This window comes from Longimonas halophila (assembly GCF_002554705.1).
Taxonomy (GTDB): Bacteria; Bacteroidota; Rhodothermia; order Rhodothermales; family Salinibacteraceae; genus Longimonas; species Longimonas halophila.
On the sequence record NZ_PDEP01000003.1, the window covers coordinates 103,178 to 126,756 of the forward strand.

The 23,579-nt window shown below is 61.3% G+C and carries 22 protein-coding genes; 11 read left to right on the forward strand and 11 right to left on the reverse strand.

Annotated elements, in window-relative coordinates; translation table 11 throughout:
• Nucleotides 1–92: 92 nt before the first annotated feature.
• The 7 genes from CRI93_RS04375 to CRI93_RS04405 all read right to left on the reverse strand — a co-directional run bounded on the left by CRI93_RS04375 (nt 93) and on the right by CRI93_RS04405 (nt 8,312).
• A complete protein-coding gene (locus tag CRI93_RS04375) occupies nt 93–2,702 on the reverse strand; it encodes a bifunctional aspartate kinase/diaminopimelate decarboxylase (RefSeq protein WP_098061395.1) in 2,610 nt (869 codons plus the stop codon).
• 274 nt (nt 2,703–2,976) lie between these two features.
• On the reverse strand, nt 2,977–3,312 hold the full coding sequence (locus CRI93_RS04380) for a hypothetical protein (RefSeq protein ID WP_098061396.1): 336 nt from the start codon (nt 3,310–3,312) through the stop codon (nt 2,977–2,979).
• 22 nt (nt 3,313–3,334) lie between these two features.
• Nucleotides 3,335–3,985, reverse strand: coding sequence for a peptidylprolyl isomerase (locus CRI93_RS04385; protein ID WP_176521682.1), 651 nt, complete (start codon nt 3,983–3,985; stop codon nt 3,335–3,337).
• 260 nt (nt 3,986–4,245) lie between these two features.
• Complete coding sequence (locus CRI93_RS04390) at nt 4,246–4,749, reverse strand: universal stress protein (protein WP_098061398.1); 504 nt, start codon at nt 4,747–4,749, stop codon at nt 4,246–4,248.
• A 464-nt stretch (nt 4,750–5,213) separates the two neighbouring features.
• Nucleotides 5,214–5,924 (reverse strand): ferredoxin--NADP reductase, encoded by a 711-nt coding sequence (locus CRI93_RS04395; RefSeq protein ID WP_098061399.1) that lies wholly within the window; start codon nt 5,922–5,924, stop codon nt 5,214–5,216.
• 175 nt (nt 5,925–6,099) lie between these two features.
• On the reverse strand, nt 6,100–7,566 hold the full coding sequence (locus CRI93_RS04400; protein WP_098061400.1) for a sensor histidine kinase: 1,467 nt from the start codon (nt 7,564–7,566) through the stop codon (nt 6,100–6,102).
• 32 nt (nt 7,567–7,598) lie between these two features.
• Nucleotides 7,599–8,312 carry a response regulator transcription factor gene (locus tag CRI93_RS04405; protein WP_098061401.1) on the reverse strand — a complete coding sequence of 238 codons (714 nt, stop codon included), beginning with the start codon at nt 8,310–8,312 and terminating at the stop codon, nt 7,599–7,601.
• Between the two features lie 255 nt (nt 8,313–8,567).
• On the opposite strand from CRI93_RS04405, the gene CRI93_RS04410 reads away from it, so the two are divergent.
• The 9 genes from CRI93_RS04410 (at nt 8,568) to CRI93_RS04450 (ending at nt 18,190) form a co-directional block, all read left to right on the forward strand.
• Nucleotides 8,568–9,878: a TolC family protein gene (locus CRI93_RS04410; RefSeq protein WP_176521683.1), complete on the forward strand. Its 1,311-nt coding sequence runs from the start codon at nt 8,568–8,570 to the stop codon at nt 9,876–9,878.
• 53 nt (nt 9,879–9,931) lie between these two features.
• Nucleotides 9,932–11,038, forward strand: a complete 1,107-nt coding sequence (locus CRI93_RS04415) for an efflux RND transporter periplasmic adaptor subunit (RefSeq protein ID WP_098061403.1) — start codon at nt 9,932–9,934, stop codon at nt 11,036–11,038.
• A 68-nt stretch (nt 11,039–11,106) separates the two neighbouring features.
• Entirely contained in the window at nt 11,107–14,352 is a 3,246-nt protein-coding gene (locus CRI93_RS04420) for an efflux RND transporter permease subunit (RefSeq protein WP_098061404.1), read from the forward strand.
• 54 nt (nt 14,353–14,406) lie between these two features.
• Nucleotides 14,407–14,745: a P-II family nitrogen regulator gene (locus CRI93_RS04425; RefSeq protein ID WP_098061405.1), complete on the forward strand. Its 339-nt coding sequence runs from the start codon at nt 14,407–14,409 to the stop codon at nt 14,743–14,745.
• Between the two features lie 62 nt (nt 14,746–14,807).
• Complete coding sequence (locus tag CRI93_RS04430) at nt 14,808–15,356, forward strand: hypothetical protein (protein ID WP_176521684.1); 549 nt, start codon at nt 14,808–14,810, stop codon at nt 15,354–15,356.
• A 13-nt stretch (nt 15,357–15,369) separates the two neighbouring features.
• On the forward strand, nt 15,370–16,749 hold the full coding sequence (locus CRI93_RS04435) for an AAA family ATPase (RefSeq protein WP_098061406.1): 1,380 nt from the start codon (nt 15,370–15,372) through the stop codon (nt 16,747–16,749).
• An 81-nt stretch (nt 16,750–16,830) separates the two neighbouring features.
• On the forward strand, nt 16,831–17,130 hold the full coding sequence (locus tag CRI93_RS15080) for a hypothetical protein (RefSeq protein ID WP_141491564.1): 300 nt from the start codon (nt 16,831–16,833) through the stop codon (nt 17,128–17,130).
• Nucleotides 17,127–17,492, forward strand: coding sequence for a HEPN domain-containing protein (locus CRI93_RS15665; RefSeq protein ID WP_098061408.1), 366 nt, complete (start codon nt 17,127–17,129; stop codon nt 17,490–17,492). Before CRI93_RS15080 ends, CRI93_RS15665 begins: the two co-directional genes overlap by 4 nt.
• Nucleotides 17,493–17,584: 92 nt before the next feature.
• On the forward strand, nt 17,585–18,190 hold the full coding sequence (locus CRI93_RS04450; RefSeq protein WP_098061409.1) for a Uma2 family endonuclease: 606 nt from the start codon (nt 17,585–17,587) through the stop codon (nt 18,188–18,190).
• 15 nt (nt 18,191–18,205) lie between these two features.
• Here the strand turns inward: CRI93_RS04450 and CRI93_RS15430 are convergent, their stop codons facing one another.
• Nucleotides 18,206–19,279 carry an RDD family protein gene (locus tag CRI93_RS15430; protein ID WP_217992497.1) on the reverse strand — a complete coding sequence of 358 codons (1,074 nt, stop codon included), beginning with the start codon at nt 19,277–19,279 and terminating at the stop codon, nt 18,206–18,208.
• A gap of 171 nt (nt 19,280–19,450) precedes the next feature.
• On the opposite strand from CRI93_RS15430, the gene CRI93_RS04460 reads away from it, so the two are divergent.
• Together CRI93_RS04460 and CRI93_RS04465 are read left to right on the forward strand one after the other, a co-directional pair.
• The gene (locus CRI93_RS04460; RefSeq protein WP_245850314.1) at nt 19,451–20,074 is read left to right on the forward strand and encodes a Uma2 family endonuclease; all 624 of its coding nucleotides are present in this window, start codon (nt 19,451–19,453) and stop codon (nt 20,072–20,074) included.
• A gap of 303 nt (nt 20,075–20,377) precedes the next feature.
• Nucleotides 20,378–20,527 carry a DUF4385 family protein gene (locus tag CRI93_RS04465; protein WP_098061410.1) on the forward strand — a complete coding sequence of 50 codons (150 nt, stop codon included), beginning with the start codon at nt 20,378–20,380 and terminating at the stop codon, nt 20,525–20,527.
• Nucleotides 20,528–20,563: 36 nt separating this feature from the next.
• On the opposite strand, the gene CRI93_RS04470 is transcribed toward CRI93_RS04465, so the two are convergent.
• From CRI93_RS04470 to holA, 3 genes are all read right to left on the reverse strand, one after another.
• Nucleotides 20,564–20,815 (reverse strand): hypothetical protein, encoded by a 252-nt coding sequence (locus CRI93_RS04470; protein ID WP_141491565.1) that lies wholly within the window; start codon nt 20,813–20,815, stop codon nt 20,564–20,566.
• Between the two features lie 49 nt (nt 20,816–20,864).
• Nucleotides 20,865–21,665 carry a 6-bladed beta-propeller gene (locus CRI93_RS04475; RefSeq protein WP_098061412.1) on the reverse strand — a complete coding sequence of 267 codons (801 nt, stop codon included), beginning with the start codon at nt 21,663–21,665 and terminating at the stop codon, nt 20,865–20,867.
• Nucleotides 21,666–22,530: 865 nt separating this feature from the next.
• Entirely contained in the window at nt 22,531–23,568 is a 1,038-nt protein-coding gene (gene holA / locus CRI93_RS04480) for a DNA polymerase III subunit delta (protein WP_098061413.1), read from the reverse strand.
• Between the last annotated feature and the right edge of the window lie 11 nt (nt 23,569–23,579).

A 23,579-nucleotide genomic window follows, 5' to 3' on the forward strand; every position in this document is an offset into this window, starting at 1 on the left:
GGATTTCAAGATGGTCATCCGAATGATAATGGGCGTACGACCTCCTCTTCAGCAAGTGGCGGCTCCTTTGACCGTCAACGTACCTGTTCTGATCACGCATCAGCAGACGGGTCGATCAAATGCTCGTTTGGGCGGGGGCGCAGGTTATAGATGTTGGCCATTGCAGCTCCGTAGGCCCCCGTGGTGGCAATGAGCATAACATCACCGGGTTCGGTCGCCGGAAGGCGGCGGCTGTAGCCGAGCACATCGCCACTCTCGCAGATGGGCCCCACCACATTCACCGTCTGCACGTTGGGCTGGTCCAGCTTGGTCAGGTTCACGATGTCGTGGTAGGCCCCGTACAGCGCCGGACGCATGAGCGTGTGCATGCCGGCATCGAGTCCGACGTACGTGGCCTCCCCCTTTTGCTTCGTCTGCGTGACGCGTGCGAGCAGCGCGCCTGCCTCCGCCACCAGGAAACGGCCCGGCTCCATCCACAGGGCGTATTGGGGATGCGACTGCTTGAACGCGGAGAGCCGCTCGTTCAGCGCATCCAGCGGCAGCCGGTCGCCATTGGGCCGCTCGGGCACGCCGAGTCCGCCCCCCACGTTCAGAATCTCCACGTCCGGGAAGTCTTCGGCCAGCGAGCCCAGAAACGCGGCGATGTCGGCCCACGGCTCGGCGCGGGTGATGCCGCTGCCCACATGCACGTGCAGGCCCTGAACGCAAATGTCGTGCTCAGCGGCCAGCGCGCGGGCCTGCGGCAATTCGTCGGGCACGATGCCGAACTTCGACTGCGCGCCCGCGGTGCGCACGTGGCGGTGATGGCCGTGCCCGCGTCCGGGATCGATGCGGAGGAAGATCGTCTGCCCCGCAAACACCTCGGGGTGCGTGTCGAGCGGCTGCACGTTGTCGAGCGTCACGCGCACGCCCTGATCGAAAGCCGCCCGGTATTCGTCGATGGCTGCAAAGTTCGGCTGGAAGAGCACGCGCTGCGGATCCACCTGGGGGACGGCCTCAAAGACGCGTTCCACCTCGCCCAGCGATACGCACTCAAAGCCCAGGCCCTCATCGTACAGGCAGCGGAGCACGTCGGGATGCGGGTTGGCCTTCACAGCGTAGTAGGGCTGATCCACCGCCTCCAGCGCCGTAAGCTGCCGGGCACGGGTGCGCAGTGTGGGGGCGTGATAAACGTAGCCAGGCGTGTTGGTGGTGTCGGCCAGGGCCAGAAGCGCCTCGCGCTCGGTCTGCCACCAGGGCGGCGTAGCCTCCGCGTCGGACTCGTTGGTGTCGAACAGCTCCGACCACGACGGCCCGAAGAGTTCGTCGGCGGGGCGGGCGCTGAACCGCTCGGCGTGCAGCTCGCGCACCAGCCGGGGCGCCTGCTCCGCATCCACCACAAAACTGAAGTTGAGATCGCTGGCCGCTTGCGAGACCAGGTAGATGTTCTGCTCGTCGAATACTTCGAGCGCCGGCCCCAAGTCGCTAAGCAGCGCACGGATGTGGCGTCCCACCAGACTGACCACCGCACACGGCCCAATGACGCGGGCGTTGCAGAACGCGTTCAGGTCGCGCACCACCGCGTTGATGGTGTCGGGGTCGAGCGCGTTGGCCACCGGGTCAAGCGTCACGGTGACGTTCGCCTCTGACGTCGCCACCAGGTCGACGGAGAGGCCGTGATGCTTGAAGACGCTGAAGACATCCGCCAGGAAGCCCACCTGCTGCCACATCCCCAGGGTATCCATAGAGATGGCGGTGACGTTGTCCTTCGCGGAGATCGCCTTCACCTGCGGACCGTAATCGGGCACGTCGTCGCGGATGGCGGTGCCCTCAAGGTCGGGCGCGTCGGTGCAGCGCACGTGCAGGGGGATGCCATGCGTGCGCACCGGGTCGATGCAACGTGGATGCAGCACGGCCGCGCCCATCGTGGCCAGCTCCTGCGCCTCGTTGTAAGTAAGCCGCTTCAAAAGCCGCGCCGAGGGAATGTCGCGCGGGTTGGCGGTGAAGAGGCCCGGCACGTCGGTCCATATTTCGAGGCGCTCTGCTTCGAGCTTGGCGGCAAAGTACGCCGCCGAGGTGTCGGAGCCGCCGCGCCCCAGCAGCACGGTCTCCCCAATCTCGTTCCCCGCAATGAAGCCTTGCGTGAGCACCGCGTCGGTGTCGGCATCGTGCAGGTGGTCTTGCAGGATAGCGTCGGGGTAGAAGCTGCACGTGGCCGATAGATAGCGGCGCGCAGGCGTAAGGTGCGCCTCGCGCTCGGAGCGCAGAACCTCGCGGGCATCCAGCCAGCGGGTGGATACGCCTTGCGCCCGCAGAAACGCGGCACCGAGTCGCGTAGACAGCAGTTCGCCCTGCGCCATCAGCGCAGCTTGCTGCCGTGGATGCGGCGTGTCGTTATCGGGCAGATCATCGACGAGCGCCTGCAGGTCGTCCAGTGCATCACCCAGCACAGCATTGCCATCCAGATCCAGATCGCGCGCCAGTTCGAGATGCTGCGTTCGGAGGGCCGCGAGTTGGTCGGTGCGCTCTGCAGACGCGCTGGCATGCAGAATCGCATCCAGGCGGTCGGATACGCCGCTGAGTGCGCTACACACCAGCATGGGACGCATCCCGCGGTCGATGTGGCGCTGAACGAGGGCGGCAATGGTTTCCCAGCGGGCGCGAGTCGACACACTGGTACCGCCAAACTTGCAAACAATCCAGGAGGATGCGGAGGTGGGCATACGTCAGGAACAGCTACGAAGTAACAAAGACGCCCTCACGTACCGCTGGCCCGCCTTTGAGTTCGAGTGAGTTCGAGCGCGCGTGCTCCTTGCGTTTCCACCACGGCCCTTATGTGTGACCTTGCCGCTTTTTTGCGATTACTTACCAGCATCCGCAGAGTCGTGCGGTACGAGGCTGTAGGGATACGGCGCGCCGTGTCCCTACGGCATGATTCTGCCCATGCATTAGATCTGACAGGTCTTCGAGACCTGTCAGATCGTTGTGTCGAGAGCCTCAATCGTCTTCAGCCACCCTTTCATTATTGATCATGTACACCTCGCACGCGTTCTCCAGCCGGTAGATTTCGCGACGTGTTTCGCACTGGAGCCGCGCTGCTTCCAACGCCTCTTCCTGTGTTGAATGCCCCGATCCGTACCCGTAGACGTACGCCCGGCTTCCCGCTTTCCGCGAAACCATCAAGACCTTTTCAGTTTGCGCTTCCATGTATGCTTGATAGGCATCGGGATCGAGCGACTCAAAGCTTGGTAATGTGGTGCACCCTGTGCCCGCAAGCGATAGCCCGATCAACAGCAGCGTGTAGAGAGGGAAAGAGTGAGACATGGTTTTCATGAGAGAGTGAGCAGTCGACTGGTTACCTCATAATACGAGCCGTCTCAATCACATCCAAGTCCGGGTAGTTGCGCGCCAGGTAGGTGCGGCCCTTCACGCGAATGGAGTCCTGGCTGATGTCTTCGCCGTAGCCGCTGTGCCACGCATCGACGGCCTCCATGCCACGGGTGACGCGCCCGAGCGGCGGAAAGCCGGTTACGCCGTTGTAGGTGGTGGTGTCGAGGCGGGCGTTGTCGGCGAGGTTGATGAAGAGCTGCGCCGACCGCGTGTCTACGCTGTCACGGGCAAAGGCGATGGTGCCGCGCTTGTTGGAGGCGCGCACCGGCTCATCGGGAATGCCCGCCTCGGCCCAGAGCGAATCGGTCGCCGGGTCGCCGGTCAATCCGAACTGCGCTACGAAGCCCTCAACCACGCGAAAGACCGGCAGATCCGTAAAATGATCGTGCCGCACCAGGCAGTGCAGGCGATCTACGCCGTGGGGCGACCAGTCGCGATACAGGCGCAGCCGCACCGGGCCCGTGGTGGTTTCGAGCGCCACCGTAAACGAGTCGGGCGCGGCGGGCGTATCCTCGGGCGGACACGGTACGGCTTGCGGAGGCGGCGCGATGTGTTGCATCCCCAGAACAGCAAGGAGTGCCGCTACAGGCACCACACCAACAATGTATTGAGGCACGCGGATCATAAAAGCGTCGTGTACCCACCGAGTAGAATCTGTGCCCTCGTAATAACGCTGCCGCACAGCGCAATAGCAACTGCGCAGACCCTCGAACGGGGACGCGCAGGGCGTACCGTCAACCCGTAGGGACACGGCGCGCCGTGTCTCTACGACCGCACCGCGCCTCTTCCATGGGGTGGATCCTGAACCAAGTTCAGGATGACGGTTCCGGAGGTGGAGAGCGCCGTCCCAGAGCAGACCGCTCCAGCCCCGCTGTGTCACGTGTCTTCTTGCCGCACGGTCAGGACGGGCACGTCGGACATACGCACCACCTTTTCGGCGACGCTGCCGATCAGGTAGCGATCCAGGCCGGTTCGCCCATGTGTGCCCATCACGATGAGGTCGGCATTACAGTCGGAAGCGCCTTCAAGAATCACTTTATACGGATTGCCCACCTCCAGCATCGTCTGCGTCTCTACACCGCCCAACCGGCTTGCGGCATCAGCTACGATTTGGGCGCCATGTGCCTTGATGCTCTCCTGCATCTCTTCGCGCTTCGTTCGGCTGCCCACCATGCCAGTCCCCTTTCCCTCGGCATCGCCGACCGTTCCGCGGGGCTGCTCCACCTTCAGATCGCTGCTCAGTCCATACGAGTCCAGCTGCTCCACGGCATGCAGCACATGCACCGTGGCTCCGTACGACTCAGCCAGGTGGCGGCAGTGAGCAAGGGCGGCATCGGCTCCTGGGCTTCCGTCTGTCGGATACAGAATATTATCGTACATAATGCACCTTAGATCTTGTGCGCAGACTGTTTTATTGGTTGTAGAATACGCATCAATCAATGTTCATTGTTATAAGCAAGTCAGGGACATGGCCCTACATCAGGATAGGGCAAACCCTCACAGGTAGTGGGTAGACGCTAAGTGATAAGGCTATCGTAGAATGTAGGTTTGTCTTGTTCGAACCCCCTCTCCCTTCGGGTTTCTCCCCCTTTTCCAAGGGGGAGATGTCGATAGACAGAGGGGGTTGTCTGGCTCCGATGATGTCGGCCATATGACAATCACTTACCATTGAACCGCTACCCCCTCGCAAACCGAAGGCCCTACCCTCGATGGCCCCGCGCCCAAACAACCGTAGGGACACGGCCCGCCGTGTCCCTACGAACGGGTTTACGAGTGAATGGGCATGTCTGAGTACGCAGAAAAGGCCTTCACAGAAGTTCGAAGAACGGCGGTGGCCTGTGCTGCTACACCGCACTGGATTCCCACCCTTCGGTGAAGATGGCATCTTCAGCAACACCGTGTTCGTTTTTCAGCACGTCTTCCGTCTCCACCACCATCGGCGGGATGCCGCAAATGTAGTAGTGGGGATCGTCGAAGTCGGTGCCAAGCGCGTCCTTGATGTGCGTCTGCACAAAGCCGGTTGGGCCGTCCCACTCTTCGTGCGAGAGCGAGTAGAACACGCGCAGGTTGGCGTGATCGGCCGAGAGGTGATCGAGCGTTTCCCGGTACATGATGTCTTCTTGTGTGCGCTCGCCATAGAGGAACGCCGCCTGCCCCGTGCCCTCGCGCAGATACTGCTTCAGCATCGCAGTCATGGGCGTGATGCCGGTGCCGGTCGACAAGAACACCACATCGCGGTCGGTATCGCGCAGGTGCAGGTTGCCCCCGGGTGGAATGATCTCTATCGTGTCGCCCATCTCACGCTCATCCATGTAGGTAGAAAGCGTGCCATCGTCATACTTTTTGATGCCGAGCGCAATCGTATCGGTGCCCGGCAGGCTCACCGGCGTGTAGGGCCGCTGCACCAGGTCGCCGTCTTGCCGAATAGCAATCCGCACATGCTGCCCCGGCTTATAATTGAACGTGTGTCCAGGCGCCTGCAGCACATACTGCTTCACACGCGGCGTCATCTGATGGATGGAGGTCAGCGTGGTTTCTATTGTGTCGTCGGGCATAGTGGTACAGGGGGATTCGGTGCGTAGTCGTTGATGCGTAATGGGACAGCCATACACGAAGCAAATCCCCTTCGTATCCAGCCAACCCTGTAGCGTGATGTAACGATCTTCGCAGAACAACTTGCGCCGCAATGCGGGCAGCGCAGCCTCAACGACTCGACGCCACCCGACACAATCAGGGGGCTTTCGATGAACGCAGAAGCTGCACGGTGACGGTGGTCCCGTGTTCGGGTGCAGACTCGATATGCAGTGTGCCACCATGCCAGCGCACAATCTGATCGACAAGCGACAGCCCGAGTCCGCTGCCGTCTACTTGCGTAGCATGCATCGACGCAGCGCGGAAGAAACGATCGGTTGCCTGTGCCTGCTCGTCTTCGGTCATGCCAACCCCCGTATCCGATACAACCAATGCGGCTGTTTCGGGGTCATGCACGCGCACCGTCACCTCAATGCGTCCCTGTCGCGTGTACTTCACAGCATTGTCGAGCAGATTCGTCACGACCTCGCGCAGCATTTCGGGCGCTCCGGCTACGGGCACTGATTCTGGCGCATTGACCACGAACGCAACGTCGCGCTCGGCCACGGCCGCTCGAAACGTTGGGGCTTCCGAACGCACAAGCTGCGCCAGGTCGACCGTGGCCTCTGGATCGGGCTGATCGGCCTGGTCGATGCGCGCGAGCGTGAGCAGGCCCTGCACCATCGCAATGAGGTGACTGATCTTGCGGCGCGCCAGCTGCAGCGTCTCGCGGTAGTCCTCGGCCTCACGCGGACGCCGCAACGTGACGTCGACGTGCCCCTGCAGCACGGTGAGGGGCGTTTTGAGTTCGTGAGCAGCGCTTGCGGTAAAGCGGCGCATCTCGTCGAACGCCGTTTCGAGGCGATCAAGGAGCGTATTCAGCGTAGCCGCCAACTGTGCCGTCTCGCGGTCGGCCTCATCCGGAACCGTGATGCGTGTGCCCAGCGCATCGGCAGAGATGGTCTGCGTGGCTGCGGTGATGGTTTCGAGCGGACGCAGCACGCGCCCGGCCACCCACCAGATGAGCCCGCCCAGCCCCATCAGCACGACGAGGAGCCCGCCGCCGAGCCCGAACGCCAGCCGCCGATGCAGCTGCTGCAGCCCCGGGTCCCGACGGGCCAGTTGCACGATGCCAATGGGCGTGCCTTCAGCATTGCGAATGGGCCGCACCATGTAATAGAGCTGCGTGTCCTCCACCTGCACGGTGCGCAGCGGAGCATACGAGCGTCCTGGCGGCGTGGGAGTTTCCAGCAGCTGTTCCGGGTAGGCGTCGTCGGGGAAGGCCGCGATGTTTTCGGAGGCGCGGACCAGTTCGCCTTCTGCGTTGAACACCTGCAAAAAGAAGGGGTCAACGTGCTCTCCACGGAAAAGATGGTGCGGCTCGTTCCATGCATAGGCGTCGGCCCGTAGCGCACCTTCGGGCCCCACCACCTGAGCCAGCACATGCTCCGTCTCGGCGCGCAGCACCTGGTGAGCTGTATGATTGAACCACGCATACGCTCCCAGCCAGATGAGGGCAGCCAGTACGGCCAGTGCCACAGCCAGTGCACTGCCAATGGTAAGCAGCAGTCGCTGCCGGAACGTAGACCGGTTGGGCAGAGCCGCTGTCGTAGACGAGTTCGCCATGGGGAGGTATGGATGCGCTCATATGGATGTGCTCAGGAGGCGCTGGCATTGCTTGTCGGGGCGAAGCGATATCCTACGCCTCGCACGGTCTCGATGCATGCATCGCAGCAGGCGGTTTCGTTCAGCTTATTGCGCACGTAGGCCACATATACATCAATGAGATTGGTGCCCCGGTCGAAGTCGTGCCCCCAAACGTCGCGATGGATCTGCGCACGCTGTAACGCCTCGCCGGGATGCGCCATGAAGTAGGCCAGCAGGTCGAACTCCTTGGGCGTAAGATCCAGGGCCGTGTCGTTACAGATGCAGGTGTGCGCAGCACGGTCGAGCCGCAGAGCCCCCGCGTGCAGCACGTCGGACGCGTCGGAGTCCCCATCGGGGGAGCCTGCACGCCGGAGCAGCGCTTCTACGCGAGCCAGCAGCTCGTCAAAGTCGAACGGCTTGGGCAGGTAGTCGTCAGCGCCCGAGCGCAAGCCCGCCACCCGGTCTTCCACCGCATCGAGCGCAGTTAGCATCATCACCGGCAGGTGCGGCAGGCGATCACGCACCTGGTGGAGCACCTCCATGCCCGAGATGCCCGGCAGGCGGATGTCGAGGAGCACCACATCGACCGAGGACGTGCGCAGCTCGTCCAGCGCCTGCTCGCCCTCAGTGACCCAGGTCACCACGTATCCCTCTTCCGTAAGTCCACGCTGAATAAACGAGGCGATGTCGGCCTCGTCTTCGACAAGTAAAATGTGCGCATCCATACTGAAGTTTGCTGTTGTGGAACGGGGGTATCATACGGATTGCACACGCGAGGTGCCTCCTTATTCCACCCCGACGGCCTCCTCTAATCGTTCTCTAATGCGTCTCTAATCGGGCTCTAATGATTCTGTCTATGTGCTTCGTGTACACTGCACCATGCACACAGAGCCGACCCTGCGTTTTTCCCTCTTGCTATGCACCGTGTTTTGATGTTCTCGCCCACTTTGTGGCATTCGCATAGGCACGGGGTGCCCCTTATGCTTCTGATTGGCGTGCTGGCGCTTCTTAGTGCCTCTCCCGTGCAGGCCCAATCCCGTGCGCTGCCCGATTCGCTCACGCTGGAGGCGGCGGCCTCCCTGATGATGGCGAACAACCCCGGCTTACGGGCTGCACGAGCCGATGCCGACTACGTGGCACGCAGCGCACGCGATGCCGCACGCTGGCCCAACCCATCCGTGCACGCAGCGCAAACGAGCCTCCCACTTCCTACGGGCGGCACCGAGCGCGAAACGGAGCTGGGCCTCACGCAAACGCTGCCGTATCCGGGCAACAAACGCGCCCAGCGCCGCGCCGCCACGTACACGTCCGAAGCCGCCCAGTTTTCGTATCAGGAAGCGCAGGCGCAGGCGTTCCACGAGTTGCGCACGCGCTACCTTAGCGTAGCCGCCGCCGAGGCACGGGTGCAGGCCCTTCAGCAGCTCACCGATGCTGTGGCCGAAGCCGCCCACACCGCCGACGTGCGCCACGAGGAAGGCGATTTCAGTCCGTTCGGGCGGGCTCGGATGCGTGTAGCGGTAGCCGACTTCGAGAACGCCTTGGCCGATGCCAGGGTCAGCCGCCGCAACGCCCGCCTGCGTCTGGCCGCCTATATTCTGCCGGACAGCACCATACAGGCAGCCGCCCCCGAAACCCTCATAACCTACACCGTTGCCGCCACCCTGCAGGCCCCAGCGTTCGACGCAGCGTACGATGCGCTACGCACCCAAGCCCTGGCGCAGCGCGGACTGCTCAACGCAGCCGAGGCGCAAGTGGATGCGCAGCAGCAACAGCTGCGCGCCGCCCGGCTCGGGCGCATCCCCGACGTCACCCTCTCGCTCGGACCCGTCCTGCGCGACCAACCGGGCGGTACGGAGTGGGGCTATCACGCGGGCATCAACATTGGCTTGCCCATGTGGGACACCGGACGCATGCGCGTTCGCGTCCAAGAGGCGCAGCAGCAACGTGCTCAGGCCCAGCAGGCAGATGCAAAACGCGCTGTTGAGGTGGAGCTGCGCACGGCCTACACCGAGGCACAGAGCTACCGCAATCGCATCGACCAGCTCTCCGGCGAGGTGCTTGCGTCGACCGACTCGCTGCTTCAGCAGGCCCAATACGTCTATGAAGAAGGCGAACTGAACCTGGTTGGTCTGCTGGATGCGATGGAAGCCGCTCGCTCCGCCCAGCTGCTCCAGATCGATCTGGTTGCGGGCTACCTGCGTCGCCTTTCCGCGCTCGAATATGCGATGGGCGTGCGCCCCGCCGACACCCCGCCGCTGCTTCCCGCTGCTCGCCTGGAGCCTGCTGACTAACACAGCCGGTGGGTTTCTCCTCATTCTTCTATCGCCCTACTGCTTCCGTGCCCATGCCTGTCCGCTCTCTGCCTCTGCTTGCACTGCTCTTTTTTGCTGTTGGATGCAGCAGCAATGCACCGCCCCCGACCAATGACGCCACCGCTGAAGACGCGTCGCCGCCAGATCAGATTACGCTGACTGACGCAGCGCGCAGCGAGCTCACCATTACCACCGTGACCGTTGAGGAGCGCCCCATCACGAGCCACCTGTCGCTCCCGGCGCGTGTGCTGCCCGAAGCGAATCAGCAGGCGTACGTCACGTCGCTGATCAGCGGGCGGGTCGACGCGCTGCATGTAGGCGTGGGGGCGCAGGTTGAGCAAGGCCAGGTGCTGGCCGAAGTCACGGCCCCCGGACTCAGCCAGCGCGTTGCGGCGCTGCGCCAGGCGCGCGATGAGTTGGATCGCCAGCAGCGTTTGCAGGAGCGCGGCGTCGGCCTCACCAAGAACCTGACCGCTGCCGAACGCGACTGGGCGATGGCCCGCCAGGAGCTGCGCTCCATTGGCGTGCGCGCCGACCGAATCGAACGCGTGGCACGGGGCGAGGAGGACCTGAGCACCCTGCCTATGGAAGCCCCCATCAGCGGCACCGTGCTCGACCGGATGGCGGTCTTGGGCAGTCCGGTGGATGAAGGTATGGAGCTGTTTTACGTGGTCGACCTGCATCCCATCCGCGTGGTGGCCGATGTGTTTGAGCGCAACCTGGATCAGGTTCGCGAGGGGCAAGAGGTGACGGTCCAGACACCTGTGAATCCAGACCGCGCATACCAGGGCACAATCGCCCAGCTGGTGCCGCAGGTGGATACCGAACGCCGTGCCGTAAGCGCGCGCATCCGCCTCAGTAACAGCGACGGGTCGCTGCGTCCCGGCATGTTCGCCACAGTGCGCGTAGCCATCACCGGAGCCGCCGAGCCTGCACTACCTGCCGATGCCATCATGACCGACGAGCGCGGCACCTACGTCATTGTGGAGGAGGGCAACAACACCTACCGCCGCCAGGATGTCGACGCCCCCGCCGATGCCGAAGGTACGGTGGTCGTTCGCGAGTTGGCCCCCGGCACGAATGTCGTCATGGATGGCGGCTTCCAGATCATGAGCGCCATCGACAATCAGCAGGCCTAACAGCTTGGCTGGCTGCCGATGCTGATACGACGCTGCAATTCCCTGCATCACCCTGACCTCAACCCCTTATGTTCGACGCCCTTATCAAGTCTGTTGTCAAGCAGCGCGTACTCGTTCTGCTTCTTACCGCGGCGCTGGCCGGGTGGGGGCTCTACAGCTGGCGTGCGGTGCCGCTGGATGCCTACCCTGAGCTCACAAACAAGCAGGTCCAGATCCTGACCGAAGCGCCGGGCCTTTCGCCGGTGGAGATGGAGCAGTCGGTAACCTATCCCATCGAAACGAGCATGGCCAGCCTGCCGGGCGTGGTCGAAAACCGATCGCTGAGTCAGTTTGGCCTGAGCGTGGTTACGCTTGTGTTCGAGGAAGATACCGACATCTACTTTGCACGGCAGCTGGTCTTCGAGCGGCTTAGCCAGGTGCGCGATCAGCTCCCCGGCACTGCCCAGCCCGCCATGGCCCCCGTGACCACCGCTCTGGGCGAGATCTACCAGTACGCCCTCCGCGATGCCCCGGGCGACGCGCACACGTACTCTCCTCGTGAGCTACGTACCATGCAGGACTGGATCCTGCGGCCCGAGCTGCGCACCGTTCCTGGCGTGGTAGAGGCCAACTCGCTGGGCGGGTTTGTGAAGCAGTATCACGTGCTGTTCGATCCGGAAGCACTTGTCAACCAGCGCATTACGCTCGACCAGGCCTACGAGGCCCTGCGCCAGAGCAACCGAAATGCCGGCGGCCAATACATCGAGCGGCGCGATCAGCAGTTTGTCGTGCGCGGCATCGGGCGGCTGGGGGCGGAGTCGGGCAACGTGATAACCGACATTCGCAACACGGTCATCACGAGCCGAAACGGCACCCCGATCCTCGTCAGCGATGTGGCCGATGTGGAGATCGGCTCGCCGATGCGAAGCGGTGGCGCTTCGATGAACGGCGAAGGCGAAGTCGTTACCGGCATCGTGCTGATGCAGCGCGGTGCCAATGCACAGGAGGTCGTGGACAACGTCGAATCCAAGATGGAGGAGCTGAAGCAGGCGCTCCCCCCCGGCGTGCAGGTCGACGTCTTCTACAACCGCAACACCCTCGTTCTGGAGGCCATCGGCACAATCACCGGCAGCCTGATGATTGGCGTTCTGCTCGTCGTTCTCGTGCTCCTGACGTTCCTGGGCGACTGGCGCTCGGCGCTCATTGTAAGCCTCATTCTGCCGCTGACGGCGCTCATCACGTTCATCCTGATGTACTACTTCGGCTTCAAGGCCAACCTGATGAGCCTTGGCGGACTGGCCATCGGGCTCGGCATGTTCGTGGATGGGGCGATCGTGATGGTGGAGAACATCTACCGGATGCGCGAGGAGAACCCGACCGAGTCCATTGGGCTCATTGTGGTGCGCGCCGGGCGCGAGGTGGCGCGGCCTATCGCTTTTGCTGTGGGAGTTGTCATCGCCGTGTTCTTGCCGCTTTTTACCCTGCAGCAGATGGAAGGCCGCATGTTCAGCCCGCTGGCCTTCACGGTTTCGTTTGCGCTGCTGGCCTCCCTCTTCTTGGCGCTCACCATGGCTCCCGCGCTTAGCTCGTACCTGCTAAAGAACGTAGGCTCAGGTACAACGGGCTTCTTTGGCTCAAATGGAAAGCAGAAGGCTGCAGCGGGTGATGCTGCAAGAGCCGACATTACAGAAGACGACGCTGCCGAGCGCAATCCGGTTGTGCGTTTCGCCAAACGGATCTACCTCCCACTGCTCGATGGCGCGCTCCAGCGGAAGGGGCTGACGCTTGCCCTGGCTGGAGCGACCCTCGCTGTGGGCATCGGCGTCTACACGATCACCGGCTCCGAGTTTGCCCCGCAAATGGAAGAAGGCGCCATCGCTATCCAGGCCGCCATGAAGCCCTCTGCGGCGCTAAGCACCACCCAGCGCGTGCAGTCGCAGGTGGAGGCGGCGCTGCTGGAGTTTCCCGAAGTAGCGGATGCGGTGAGTAAAACCGGACGCCCCGAGGTGGCCACCGACCCCATGGGCCAAGAACTCTCAGATATGATTGTGAACCTGACTCCGCGTGACACGTGGCGCTACGACTCGAAAGAGGCGCTCGTGAATGCGCTCCGCGAACGGCTCGACCAGATGCCGGGCGCCCGGTTCTCGTTTACCCAGCCCATCGCGCTGCGCCTCGACGAGATGGTCAGCGGCGTAAAGAGCCAGGTCGCTGTCAAGATCTATGGCGAGGACCTCGGCGAGTTGGAGCGGCTGGGCGACGAGGTCGCCGACGTGCTGCGCTCCGTTCCCGGCCATGCCGATGTGGCCCCCGAACAGGTGGCGGGCTTCGGCTATCTGGAAGTTGACATCCGCCGCGCCGATGCCGCCCGCTACGGACTCTCGGTGGATGCGGTGCAGCGCACCCTTGCACTGGCCGTCGGCGGTGAGCGGGTCACCGAAGTGCTGGAAGGCGACCGCCGCTTCGATCTCATTGGCCGGTTTGCCGACACCGACCGCAACTCGGCTGAAGCCGTCCGAGATGTGCCGCTGTTTACGCCAGACGGGACGCAGATCCGTTTGCAAGACGTAGCCACCGTGCGTCTCACGCAGGGGCCGGCGCAGGTAAGCCGCGAGCAGGGGAAGCGCAAGCTGACCGTCGAATCCAACGTTACTGGGCGTGACATTGGCAGCTTTGTGGAAGAGGCGCAGTCCGCCGTACAGGCACAAGTTAGCCTGCCCCCCGGCTACCTGATCGATTGGGGCGGGCAGTTTGAGAATCAGGAGCGCGCGAACGACCGCCTCTTGCTGATTATGCCGATTACGCTGGCTATTGTGTTCATGCTGCTGTACATGACGTTCAACTCCGCCAAGCAAGCGATGCTCGTGTTCCTCAACATCCCGGTCTCGGTGGTGGGCGGCATTGTGGTGCTCTGGGCGATGGGCCTGTACATGAGCGTACCGGCTTCGGTCGGATTCATCGCCCTGCTGGGCATCGCCGTGCAGAACGGCATCGTGATGATCTCTTTCATCGATGAGCTTCGGATGCAAGGCCGGTCGTTCTACGACGCGGTGCGCGAGGGCGCGATGCTACGCCTCCGCCCCATTCTGATGACAGGCATGACCACGCTATTGGGGCTACTGCCCCTGCTGTTTGCCACCGGCATCGGCTCCGACGTGCAACGTCCGCTTGCGGCGGTGGTGGTGGGCGGGCTCTTCACGCTGCTGGTCTCCACGCTGCTTCTGCTTCCTACGCTCTACGTGCTGTTCAACCCGTCGGCACAGCCTACCTCTGAGATCGACCAGGCCATTGAATCTGCCGAACCCGCCTCTGCTTCCAGCCAGACAAATGGTTGACCCCGCCGACTCCGCACCCCTCCCGTATGCTTCCCACCAACACCCGATACGCTTATGCAGATGATTGTTGCCTACATCCGCCCTCGCATGCGCGACGCCGTCGTCAACCAGCTTCGCAAGATGAAGGTGCCGGGGGCCAGCTTGAGCACCGTCGAGGGCTTTGGCCACGAGGCCGACCCGGAGGGGAAGCGCACGTATGACGAGGCGGTCACGCCCTACGTCAAAAAACTCAAGCTGGAGATCGTCTGCCACGACGACCGCATCGACGAAATTACAGCGGCCATTGCCGATCACGCACGTACAGGCCGCCGGGGCGATGGAAAGATTTTCGTGCTGCCCGTCCGCCACGCGCTCGACATTCGCACGCCTCGCACAGGCCCCGATGTCATTTGACTGACATCTTCCCGGCAGATGGTGCATTCCGTCTTCTCTTAGCCATTTAACGCACAATCGCCATGAACGCTGCTCACGCTCATCTCGTCCTAAATCACATTCCACTGTTGGGACTGCTCTTCGGTACAGTGCTGCTGGCCTACGGACAGTGGCGCACAAAAGAAGAGGTCCAAAAAGTCAGCCTTGCTCTCATTGCTTTTGCTGGTGTATCTACATTGGCGGTATACCTGACCGGCGAGCCTGCTGAGGAGATTGTTGAAGACCTTGCGCATGTCTCCTACGATGCACTGGAGGCCCACGAAGACATGGGCATCTATGCGCTCTGGGCCGGACTGCTCACGGGCGGCTCGTCAATTATTGCACTCGTGATTGGTGCCCTGCGCGGTCGACTGGCCCGCTGGTCGGTAGTATTCACGCTTGTGCTGGCTCTGGGTGCCGTCGGACTCATTGGCTACACGGCGAACCTGGGCGGCAAGATCAGCCACCCGGAGCTGCGGGAGGAGCAAACCTCTCATGTTGAGTATGGAGCGGTGTGGCAAGAGCATGCGTCGGCGCAACGCACAACCGCATCCTCTGCGCAGCGTACCTGCTTATCCGCACGCTGCTCATAACCCGCCCCGCTCCATGTCCGACCTCTTCGACGCGCAGGCCGATGCCGCCCGCGAAGCCAACGCCCCGCTCGCCGACCGCATGCGTCCGCGTACGCTGGATGAGTTCGTGGGCCAAGATCACATCCTGGGCGAAGGCAAGCTGCTGCACCGCGCTATTGAGGCCGATCGCGTGACGTCGGTGCTGTTTTATGGGCCGCCGGGCACAGGCAAAACGACGCTGGCGCGCATCATCGCGAACACGACCAAGGCGCACTTTACGTCGATGAATGCGGTCCTCTCGGGCGTGAAAGACATCCGCGAGGCGATCCAGAAGGCCGAAAACCGGCTGCGACACCATCAGCAGCGCACGATTCTGTTTATCGATGAGGTGCACCGCTTCAACAAATCGCAGCAGGATGCGCTGCTTCCGCATGTCGAAAACGGAACCGTCGTGTTCATTGGGGCCACAACCGAGAACCCGTACTTCGAGGTGAACAACGCGCTCGTGAGCCGCTCGCGGGTGTTTGAGCTGCATCCGCTGGATGAAGAAGCCCTCGCCCGCATCGCCGATATGGCCCTGTCGGATGCCGAACGGGGCTACGGCGACCGCGATGTGCATCTCACCCAAGAGGCCCGTGCACATCTCGTTGATACGGCGAACGGCGACGCCCGGTCGGTGCTCAACGCGCTGGAATTAGCAGTCGAGACCACCCCGCCCGATGACAACGGCGTGATTCGCATCACGCTGAACGTGGCCGAGGAGAGCATCCAGCAGCGCGCTGTGCTCTACGACAAGGAGGGCGATGCGCATTTTGACACGATCAGCGCGTTCATCAAGAGCCTGCGCGGCTCCGACCCCGACGCTGCGCTCTACTGGCTGGCGCGCATGGTGTACGCCGGCGAGGATCCGCGCTTCATCTTGCGGCGCATGCTCATCTTTGCCGCCGAAGACATCGGTCTGGCGGATCCCCAGGCACTCACGTTGGCCGAGAGTGCGTCGCGGGCGTTTGGCTACGTGGGCATGCCCGAGGGCCAGTTCCTCCTGGCCGAGTGCTGCCTCTACCTGGCCACCGCCCCCAAGAGCAACACCTCGTTTGCGTACTTCGATGCGCTCTCGTTTGTGCGCGACGAGCAGACTGGCGACGTACCTACGCATCTCAAGGACCCGAGCCGCGACAAGGAGGGACTCGGCCACGGCGAGGGCTACAAGTATCCGCACGCCTACCGCCAGCACTACACCCCGCAGCAGTACCTGCCCGACACCATGCAGGGCACCTACTTCTACGCGCCCAGCGAGCAGGGCTACGAGGAAACGGTGGCGCAGCGCCTGCAGGCGTTCCGCGAACGCGACTTCGACGAGGATGTGGTCAAGCGCGCCGAGCGCTATGCGGAGGCGGCGCGGGATGACTTGTAGGTCGAGACCACCCTGAACCCGATTCCGCCCCGGCTCGTTAGCCTCACACATCTTTCATGGTACTTACATCCCCCTTCTGGTATGGATATAACAACGCGTTCTGACGCGCTTGACACCTTAGTAAACCGTGTGCAGCAGATCCTTCCTGCCGAGGTTTACCTGCTCGATGCGCATCCGTACGAGAGTGACGATGGCAACTTGCATATCGCGGTCATCGCAGATGCAGATGATGACATGCTCAATGGGGCCCAGCCCGCAATTGCTTCGGCGGTTGAAGAAGCAAACATTGCTCTCGGGTTCAATCCGCTTCTGGTATATCATATCGGTCAGCGCCATAATCAACTTGCCTCGATAGCAGAGAAAGAAGGAATACGGTTGTGAGTCAAATCTCGACATATGAATGGCTTGATAGTGCCAGCCGACGTCTGGGAGATGCTCGTCTCCTCGTTGCGCATGACCGTCCGGAAACAGCACTCTCAAATGTGTACTTCGCTCTGTTTTATGCTTGCAAGGCTCTTCTTCTGCATAAGGACCACGATTACAAGACCCACAGTTCGGTTATAGGAAATATAGGGCGTTTTTCCAGCTACCGGACACGCCTTGATACTGGGCTTCCTGCACAACTGCAGACCGAGCGTGCACGCTGTGATTACGAACTGGTATCTTATCCACGGGCTTATGTCGAACGGAGGGTACGAGAAGCCCAATCTTTTATCGAAGCCTCTCAGGCGATTGTACAGTAGCATGCTTCGCCCCAGCGCTCCGACTGAACCCGAGTCCGCCACCGCTCGTTAGCCTCACATATCCTTCATGAGCACACGCCTACGCATCTGCTATGATTACTTCAGTCGATCCACCGCGCATCACGGTGCATCCGTATCGCTTCACCTACGAGAAGGTGCTTGCCATGGCTGAAGCAGGCATGCTGCCGGAGCACGAACATGTAGAACTCATCGACGGACAGCTTATCCCTATGACCCCCGTTAACCGTCCGCACTACAAATGCGTAAATCGCATGACGCGTCGCTTCGTCGTGGCCACAGAAGCAATAGATACAGCCGTCACGGTTAGCGTGCAAAACCCGCTGCACCTCGATGCGCACAACGTGCCGGAGCCAGACCTGACGCTTCTACGCGGACCCGATGCGGATGCGACCGCTGATGCGGCCCTGCTCGTCGTCGAAGTCTCGGACACGACCCTGGCCTACGACCGCGATACGAAGCTCCCGCTCTATGCCGAAGCCGAGCTCCCCGAGGTGTGGATCGTGAACCTGCAGGCGCGTCAGGTGGCGGTCTACCGCGAGCCGAAAGGCCCCGCATACGGGCTGCGGCGGCTGGTGGATGCAGAAGACATGCTCTCCATCAAGACCCTTCCGGATGCGGAGCCGATTGCTGTATCCGACATCTTGCCTCCTCCCGATGCCTCGGATGCGGATTCGTGAGCGCCTGCCGCTCTCTTATGTCGCGGCTTCATCCCGCGTGCGAATGACGACGGTATTTGCAATGCGATCGTGGATACCCTGGCGGTTGGGATCCCAGTAGACCTGCGCAAAGCCCAGTAGTCCGGTCGCCAGCCCCGCCGCGTATCCCGCAAACCGGTTAAACGAGTTCCACAGCGTCATCGGATCGCCATCAAGGCGCACCACGCGCAGCCCGAGGAGCCACTTGCCCGGCGTTTGGCCGCTCCACCACGTCAGGAAGATCGTGAAGTAGACGCCAATCCACCCAATCGAGAGTCCAAAGTCGCGGGCGGTCGCTTTGATGTAGCTCCATATGCTTGGGTTCTGAACCCGCTCACTCAGCGCTTCGTTGCGGTCTTCGAGGTCGTCGATGCGGTCGTCGGCATGGTCCAGTCGGCGTTCCAGCGCCTCAATCTGCGGTCCGGCGACGAACTCGGTCATGGCCGGGCGCAGGCTGTCGCGCACGGTGGTGTCGGATTCGGCGATGGCCTGCGCGTAGCGATTGACCAGCGCCGCCGCGTCGGCGCGGGCATCCGCCTGCATCGTGTCGGTGGGGGGTGGCATGGTGAGCAGTTCGCGCACCTCGGCAGGCATGAACGGGAGCTGCGCAAGCGCCTCTGGATCCACCCCGCTGGCTTGCAGTTCGGCGCGCATTTCGTTCATATGAGCCTGCTGCACCGAATCTGACACCGCAGAGGAGGGCTCCGGGATAGCTGCGCCTTCATTATCATCGTCGCCTTCGATAAGGGCGAGGACGGTGCCAAACAGAATCAGCGCGCCCACGAACGCGAGTGTCGCGCGCGCCCAGCGCTTCAACGGACGGTCGATGCGCTGCCGCGTGGCCAGCCGAAAAAACAGAAACGCTACCACAATGCCGACCAGGAGGCCCGCCGCGTTGGCAATGATCGCAGCCAACAGCAGATCAATAAGCAGCGCCACCAGCCGACGCGACGGTGTTGCGAGTTCTATGCCCAAGAGCGCCTCGTCCAACTCAAACGCATACGGGGTGATGCGGTCGCGCGGGTCGCGCGCCGGATCAGTGCCCTGCACATGGCGCGTAGCATCCGACATAGGCGGTTTACATTGGGGGTTGTACAGAATTGAGTGGATGCGCGTAACGTACAACACGCCGTGCGAGAACGCAAGCTCTGCACGCTGGCTCCGCCCCTTCACCTGAACCCAACGTTATCCCAGTTCGTTATCCTTGCACATCCTTTACGGACCCAACATCATGCATCCGCTATGACCACCCGAGTCGATTCGCCGCGTACCACCATGCGCCCGTATCGCTTTACGTACGAGGAGGTGCTTCGCATCGCTGAAGCCGATATGCTGCGCAAACACGAGAATGTAGAACTGATCGACGGGCAGCTTATCCCCATGAGTCCAGTTGGAGATCCACACGTCAGTTGTGTAAATCATCTCACGCGCCTGCTCGTCGAACGCACAACATCCAACGTGATGGTCAGCGTGCAGAATCCGCTCCGAATCGACGCTCACAACGCTCCCGAGCCCGATGTCGTCGTAACTACACAGCACGATGGGGCTCCAACACCTGCCACCACGCTTCTCGTCGTTGAAGTTTCAGACACCACGCTCACCTACGACCGCGATGTCAAACTCCCCCTCTATGCCGAGGCCGAGATTCCGGAGGTGTGGATCGTAAACCTGGAGGCGCGCCAGGTGGAGGTCTATCGCGACCCCTCGGGCCCGGATTATACCGTGCGCCTGCTGCGCGATGCCCCCGCGACGGTAGACGTTGCCGCGCTGCCCGACATCGCGCCGATGGCGGTCAGCAGTATGCTCCCACCTGAAGACGCCGCCAACGCCTCCCCCGAGCGCACTATCGACTCTGATTCTACATGAGCACGTACGACATCAACCGTGCCTTGTATCCCAGGGCCACGCCTGCGTCACAGGTCGATGTTTGAGTTAGCAGCGCCCCTTGTCAGACGCTATCCTCTTGAGCGCCATCCGACGAATATCGCTCCGACTCCTTTCGGAGGAAAGATCTCCTGCATGCCCAGCAGCGGCCTTCATTTGATAGGCTTCCGCCATCTGTGCAGGAGATGGTTCCGTCGAATGTCATTCGACGGCTAAGCCTCCTACGTCGCCGTCCGCTCACCATGACAGGCTTCGTTGAGGGATGATGCCAGAGCAACTATCAAAATGAGGATTGACAGAGCTTTACCGACTCCGGTCCCGCATGAGCACATCGACATTGACTTTTCGGCGCATCCCGAAGCATACCGCATCCAGCCGAATGAGAAGGGCGTGTTCAAGGTGGAGCCGTACAAAAGCGCGCTGCTCGAGCACTGAGGCTTAGCTGTAAACTGCAGAAGCTATATGAGACCATCAAAATAGATTAGTGACGTTGTAAATATCTACTTTTTGTGCGCCCGAGGAGTTGGTGCGTATGCCGTATGCTTTTCCGTCTTTGACAACTTGCAGGAAGACAATTCCTTCTAACGTAAACTCCGACAACTGCTGGCCACTTTCATCAAACACGCGATATGTGGTATTTCCTTCGTCGAACGCATCGGGATCATTCACGGCAATCCAGATTCGATTTTCTGTATCCACAACCATGTGCTCAAATGCAGGCATGGCATCAGGGGCCTCACGCCGCAGTTGCTCCACCTGGTCTGAAGATAACTCAGATCCCCATCCGCTGTATCTCGGTCTCCAACAACTCCTCTGTAACGGGTATAGAAGTGTGATTGTCTTCTACTACAGTCGCTGTATTTCCATTAACAGGACTGACGCTCTGAATCTCGATCCGTTCATTCATCCCATATAGGATGTCCCCGTCTTGACCAACTGTAACGACGGGACGTTTGCCAAATGGCATGAGACGTACGGAAAAGCCTCCGTTTTCGAACACAATAAACTCTCGATCAGGAAGCGTGGCTACGGGATTTTCTTCTCCAAGAAAATGAATATGGATGGCCCGATCTTCATTTCGATTGCTCGGACTAAAGCCGCGTCCTGATACAACCACTTTTTCCCCGTCAGGCAACACCCAGATTCCGTGTAGCCCGACCAACGGGCCTCCAATCATGCTGGAGCTGAGTCCGTCGTCGCGCGATGGAATGGACGTGGTGGTACTCCGACTCATGTTGTCCGTGGGAAATGCGACAATCCGGCGGGCCGCACGGTCGTGTACAAACAGCGAATCGTTCGGCCCCATGTCCATACCAGAGATCGACTGAAACTCTCCTGGTCCTTGCCCACGCCCTCCGAACGAGTCGTCGTATGATCCTTCTGAAGTGTATCTGTGCACCTGCATGTTGATGTAGTCGCCTACATAGACCCTGCTTTCTTCGTCTACAGCAATGCCTTGAATCAGGCCAATGCGCTCGTCCCCGATCTGAGCCTCGGGTTGATGCGGATCATCTGGAAGCCCCAGTCCAAATAAGCCCACAAGCAGAGCGATGACGGATATGGAGGTGCTCATAACTGAACTTGTCTCTGTAGTTAACATGGATTCCTACATGCAAGTATCGCTTCTGGGCACTCACATTCTTGTGGACCAGCACTGCAACCAGAGCATGTACAGCAAGCTCCTGACCCTGCGCAGCATTCAGGGGTATCGTCATTGATAAACGTACCCGCCAAAGTTCCACCGGTATCATTTGAGCCACACATATCTGCAACCTTCGCAGAAACAGCAGAGCGCGCAACCAGAAGGTCAGGTCCTTCTACAACTTCCACCTCTGGATTGTAACGAATCTCTTCGCCTTCAAAGGACGCGTTACTGTCCATGACAAAGCCAGAGAAGATGAGTGTTATAGCAACTATGAAGATGGGAACTACACTATGTCGAAGCCTATCTCTTTGGTGTTGGTGAACTTTTGATTATGACACACCACACCTTAATGGGGGGGCAGAAACTCAATGATTTAGACTCGTGAAATGTGAAATTACAGGCAGTGCAAAAGACGTATGCACCACACCGAGCATGTCTACGATGCGGACGTCAGTCCTATGGCGTAGCACATCCCAGTGCACTGTCACACGTGATTGTTTAGGTCGTTTGAGCGCACGGTCTCCCTCTCCAGGGGAGCGATTCGGAGCTTGCTTCTTTACCCTACACGTCAAGGTCATCCTGCCCCCCGACGACTGGCCGGGGGAAGGATCTCAATGCTCCCCTTGCACATGGGGCACCGGCTTCAGGAGCGGGCACGCTATAGCCCAGGAACTTGGCCTGAACACCGCCCGGGACGTGCGCTGCGCTTCCAGTCCCGGGCTACAGATCCCTAAACACGTACTCTTCTCCTGGGAGAAGAGACTCAATACGTGAGGCAATAGCCGGGGCCCTCCTACCGCGCCGCCTGACGGTTCGGCATCAACTGGCGCAAGAGCAGCGTCAGGATTAGCATCGGGCCGCGCTGGCTGCCGCCTTTGAGCTCGTAGTCCGCCGCCACCAGGGCCTGATACGCCTGGGCCAGGCGTCCGCGGGTGTAGCGCTTGGCGCTCTGCACGTACTCGGACACGAAGTAGGACGACACCCCGATTACGCCCGCCAGCTGACGGTTCGACTTGCGCTGCACGTCGGCAGGCTGTAGCTTCCAGAGCTTGTCGACGTAGGAATTCAGAATCGCCACAATCATGATGGCCTCACCCCGCGGATTGTTGGCCTGCTGCAAGAGGCGGTCGGCAATGCGCATCGCATCTGCGTGGCGGCCCTCGCCGATGGCGCTCTGCAGCTCAAACACGTTGAACTCGCGCGTCTGCCCGCTGGCGCGCAGCACATCATCGGTGGTAATCTCATCGCGCTCCCCAATGAACGTCTCCAGCTTGTCGATCTCGCTGACCGCCGTCTGCAGGTCCGTGCCCACGTACTCAGCCAGCATCTGCACCGCGCGCCCGTCAATGCGCAGCCCGCGGCCCTCCACATGGCTCTTGATCCAGCCCGGAATCTGGTTGTCGTAGAGCGCCTTGAAGTGTGACCACGTGGCATTCTGCTTCAGCGCCCGGTACGGATGCGCACTCAGATTCGGCTTCGTGGTGCACAAGAGCAGCACCACCGCCTGCGGATTCGGCTGCGTGGCGTAGCTCTTGAACATGCGGTTGTTCTCCAGCTGCTCAAACTCGCGCACCACCACCACGCGGCGCTCCGCCATCACCGGGTAGCCCTGGCAGATATTAACGACCTGCGAGGCCTCCGCCTCCGAGCCATAGATCAGATCGAAGTTGAAATCACGCTGCTCCGGCGGCAAGGCATGCTCGATCAAGAGCTCCTGCAGCTCATCCATCAAAAACCCCTCCTCCCCAAAGAAGAAGTAGAGCGGATCGAAGTTCTCGTGCCGAAACTGCGTCGCCAGTTCGTTAAACGACGGACCCGTGTTCTTCGCCATAAGACATGCAG

What these genes read in the sequence shown, in the direction of transcription:
- CRI93_RS04390 (WP_098061398.1), bottom strand. Translation starts at nt 4,749, where the DNA reads ATGTACGATAATATTCTGTATCCGACAGACGGAAGCCCAGGAGCCGAT.
- CRI93_RS04380 (WP_098061396.1), bottom strand. Translation starts at nt 3,312, where the DNA reads ATGAAAACCATGTCTCACTCTTTCCCTCTCTACACGCTGCTGTTGATC.
- CRI93_RS04465 (WP_098061410.1), top strand. Translation starts at nt 20,378, where the DNA reads ATGAGGATTGACAGAGCTTTACCGACTCCGGTCCCGCATGAGCACATC.
- CRI93_RS04400 (WP_098061400.1), bottom strand. Translation starts at nt 7,566, where the DNA reads ATGGCGAACTCGTCTACGACAGCGGCTCTGCCCAACCGGTCTACGTTC.
- CRI93_RS04425 (WP_098061405.1), top strand. Translation starts at nt 14,407, where the DNA reads ATGCAGATGATTGTTGCCTACATCCGCCCTCGCATGCGCGACGCCGTC.
- holA (WP_098061413.1), bottom strand. Translation starts at nt 23,568, where the DNA reads ATGGCGAAGAACACGGGTCCGTCGTTTAACGAACTGGCGACGCAGTTT.
- CRI93_RS04460 (WP_245850314.1), top strand. Translation starts at nt 19,451, where the DNA reads ATGACCACCCGAGTCGATTCGCCGCGTACCACCATGCGCCCGTATCGC.
- CRI93_RS04450 (WP_098061409.1), top strand. Translation starts at nt 17,585, where the DNA reads ATGATTACTTCAGTCGATCCACCGCGCATCACGGTGCATCCGTATCGC.
- CRI93_RS04375 (WP_098061395.1), bottom strand. Translation starts at nt 2,702, where the DNA reads ATGCCCACCTCCGCATCCTCCTGGATTGTTTGCAAGTTTGGCGGTACC.
- CRI93_RS15430 (WP_217992497.1), bottom strand. Translation starts at nt 19,279, where the DNA reads ATGTCGGATGCTACGCGCCATGTGCAGGGCACTGATCCGGCGCGCGAC.
- CRI93_RS04475 (WP_098061412.1), bottom strand. Translation starts at nt 21,665, where the DNA reads ATGAGCACCTCCATATCCGTCATCGCTCTGCTTGTGGGCTTATTTGGA.
- CRI93_RS04470 (WP_141491565.1), bottom strand. Translation starts at nt 20,815, where the DNA reads ATGCCTGCATTTGAGCACATGGTTGTGGATACAGAAAATCGAATCTGG.
- CRI93_RS04410 (WP_176521683.1), top strand. Translation starts at nt 8,568, where the DNA reads ATGCTTCTGATTGGCGTGCTGGCGCTTCTTAGTGCCTCTCCCGTGCAG.
- CRI93_RS04405 (WP_098061401.1), bottom strand. Translation starts at nt 8,312, where the DNA reads ATGGATGCGCACATTTTACTTGTCGAAGACGAGGCCGACATCGCCTCG.
- CRI93_RS04435 (WP_098061406.1), top strand. Translation starts at nt 15,370, where the DNA reads ATGTCCGACCTCTTCGACGCGCAGGCCGATGCCGCCCGCGAAGCCAAC.
- CRI93_RS04420 (WP_098061404.1), top strand. Translation starts at nt 11,107, where the DNA reads ATGTTCGACGCCCTTATCAAGTCTGTTGTCAAGCAGCGCGTACTCGTT.
- CRI93_RS04395 (WP_098061399.1), bottom strand. Translation starts at nt 5,924, where the DNA reads ATGCCCGACGACACAATAGAAACCACGCTGACCTCCATCCATCAGATG.
- CRI93_RS04430 (WP_176521684.1), top strand. Translation starts at nt 14,808, where the DNA reads ATGAACGCTGCTCACGCTCATCTCGTCCTAAATCACATTCCACTGTTG.
- CRI93_RS04415 (WP_098061403.1), top strand. Translation starts at nt 9,932, where the DNA reads ATGCCTGTCCGCTCTCTGCCTCTGCTTGCACTGCTCTTTTTTGCTGTT.
- CRI93_RS15080 (WP_141491564.1), top strand. Translation starts at nt 16,831, where the DNA reads ATGGATATAACAACGCGTTCTGACGCGCTTGACACCTTAGTAAACCGT.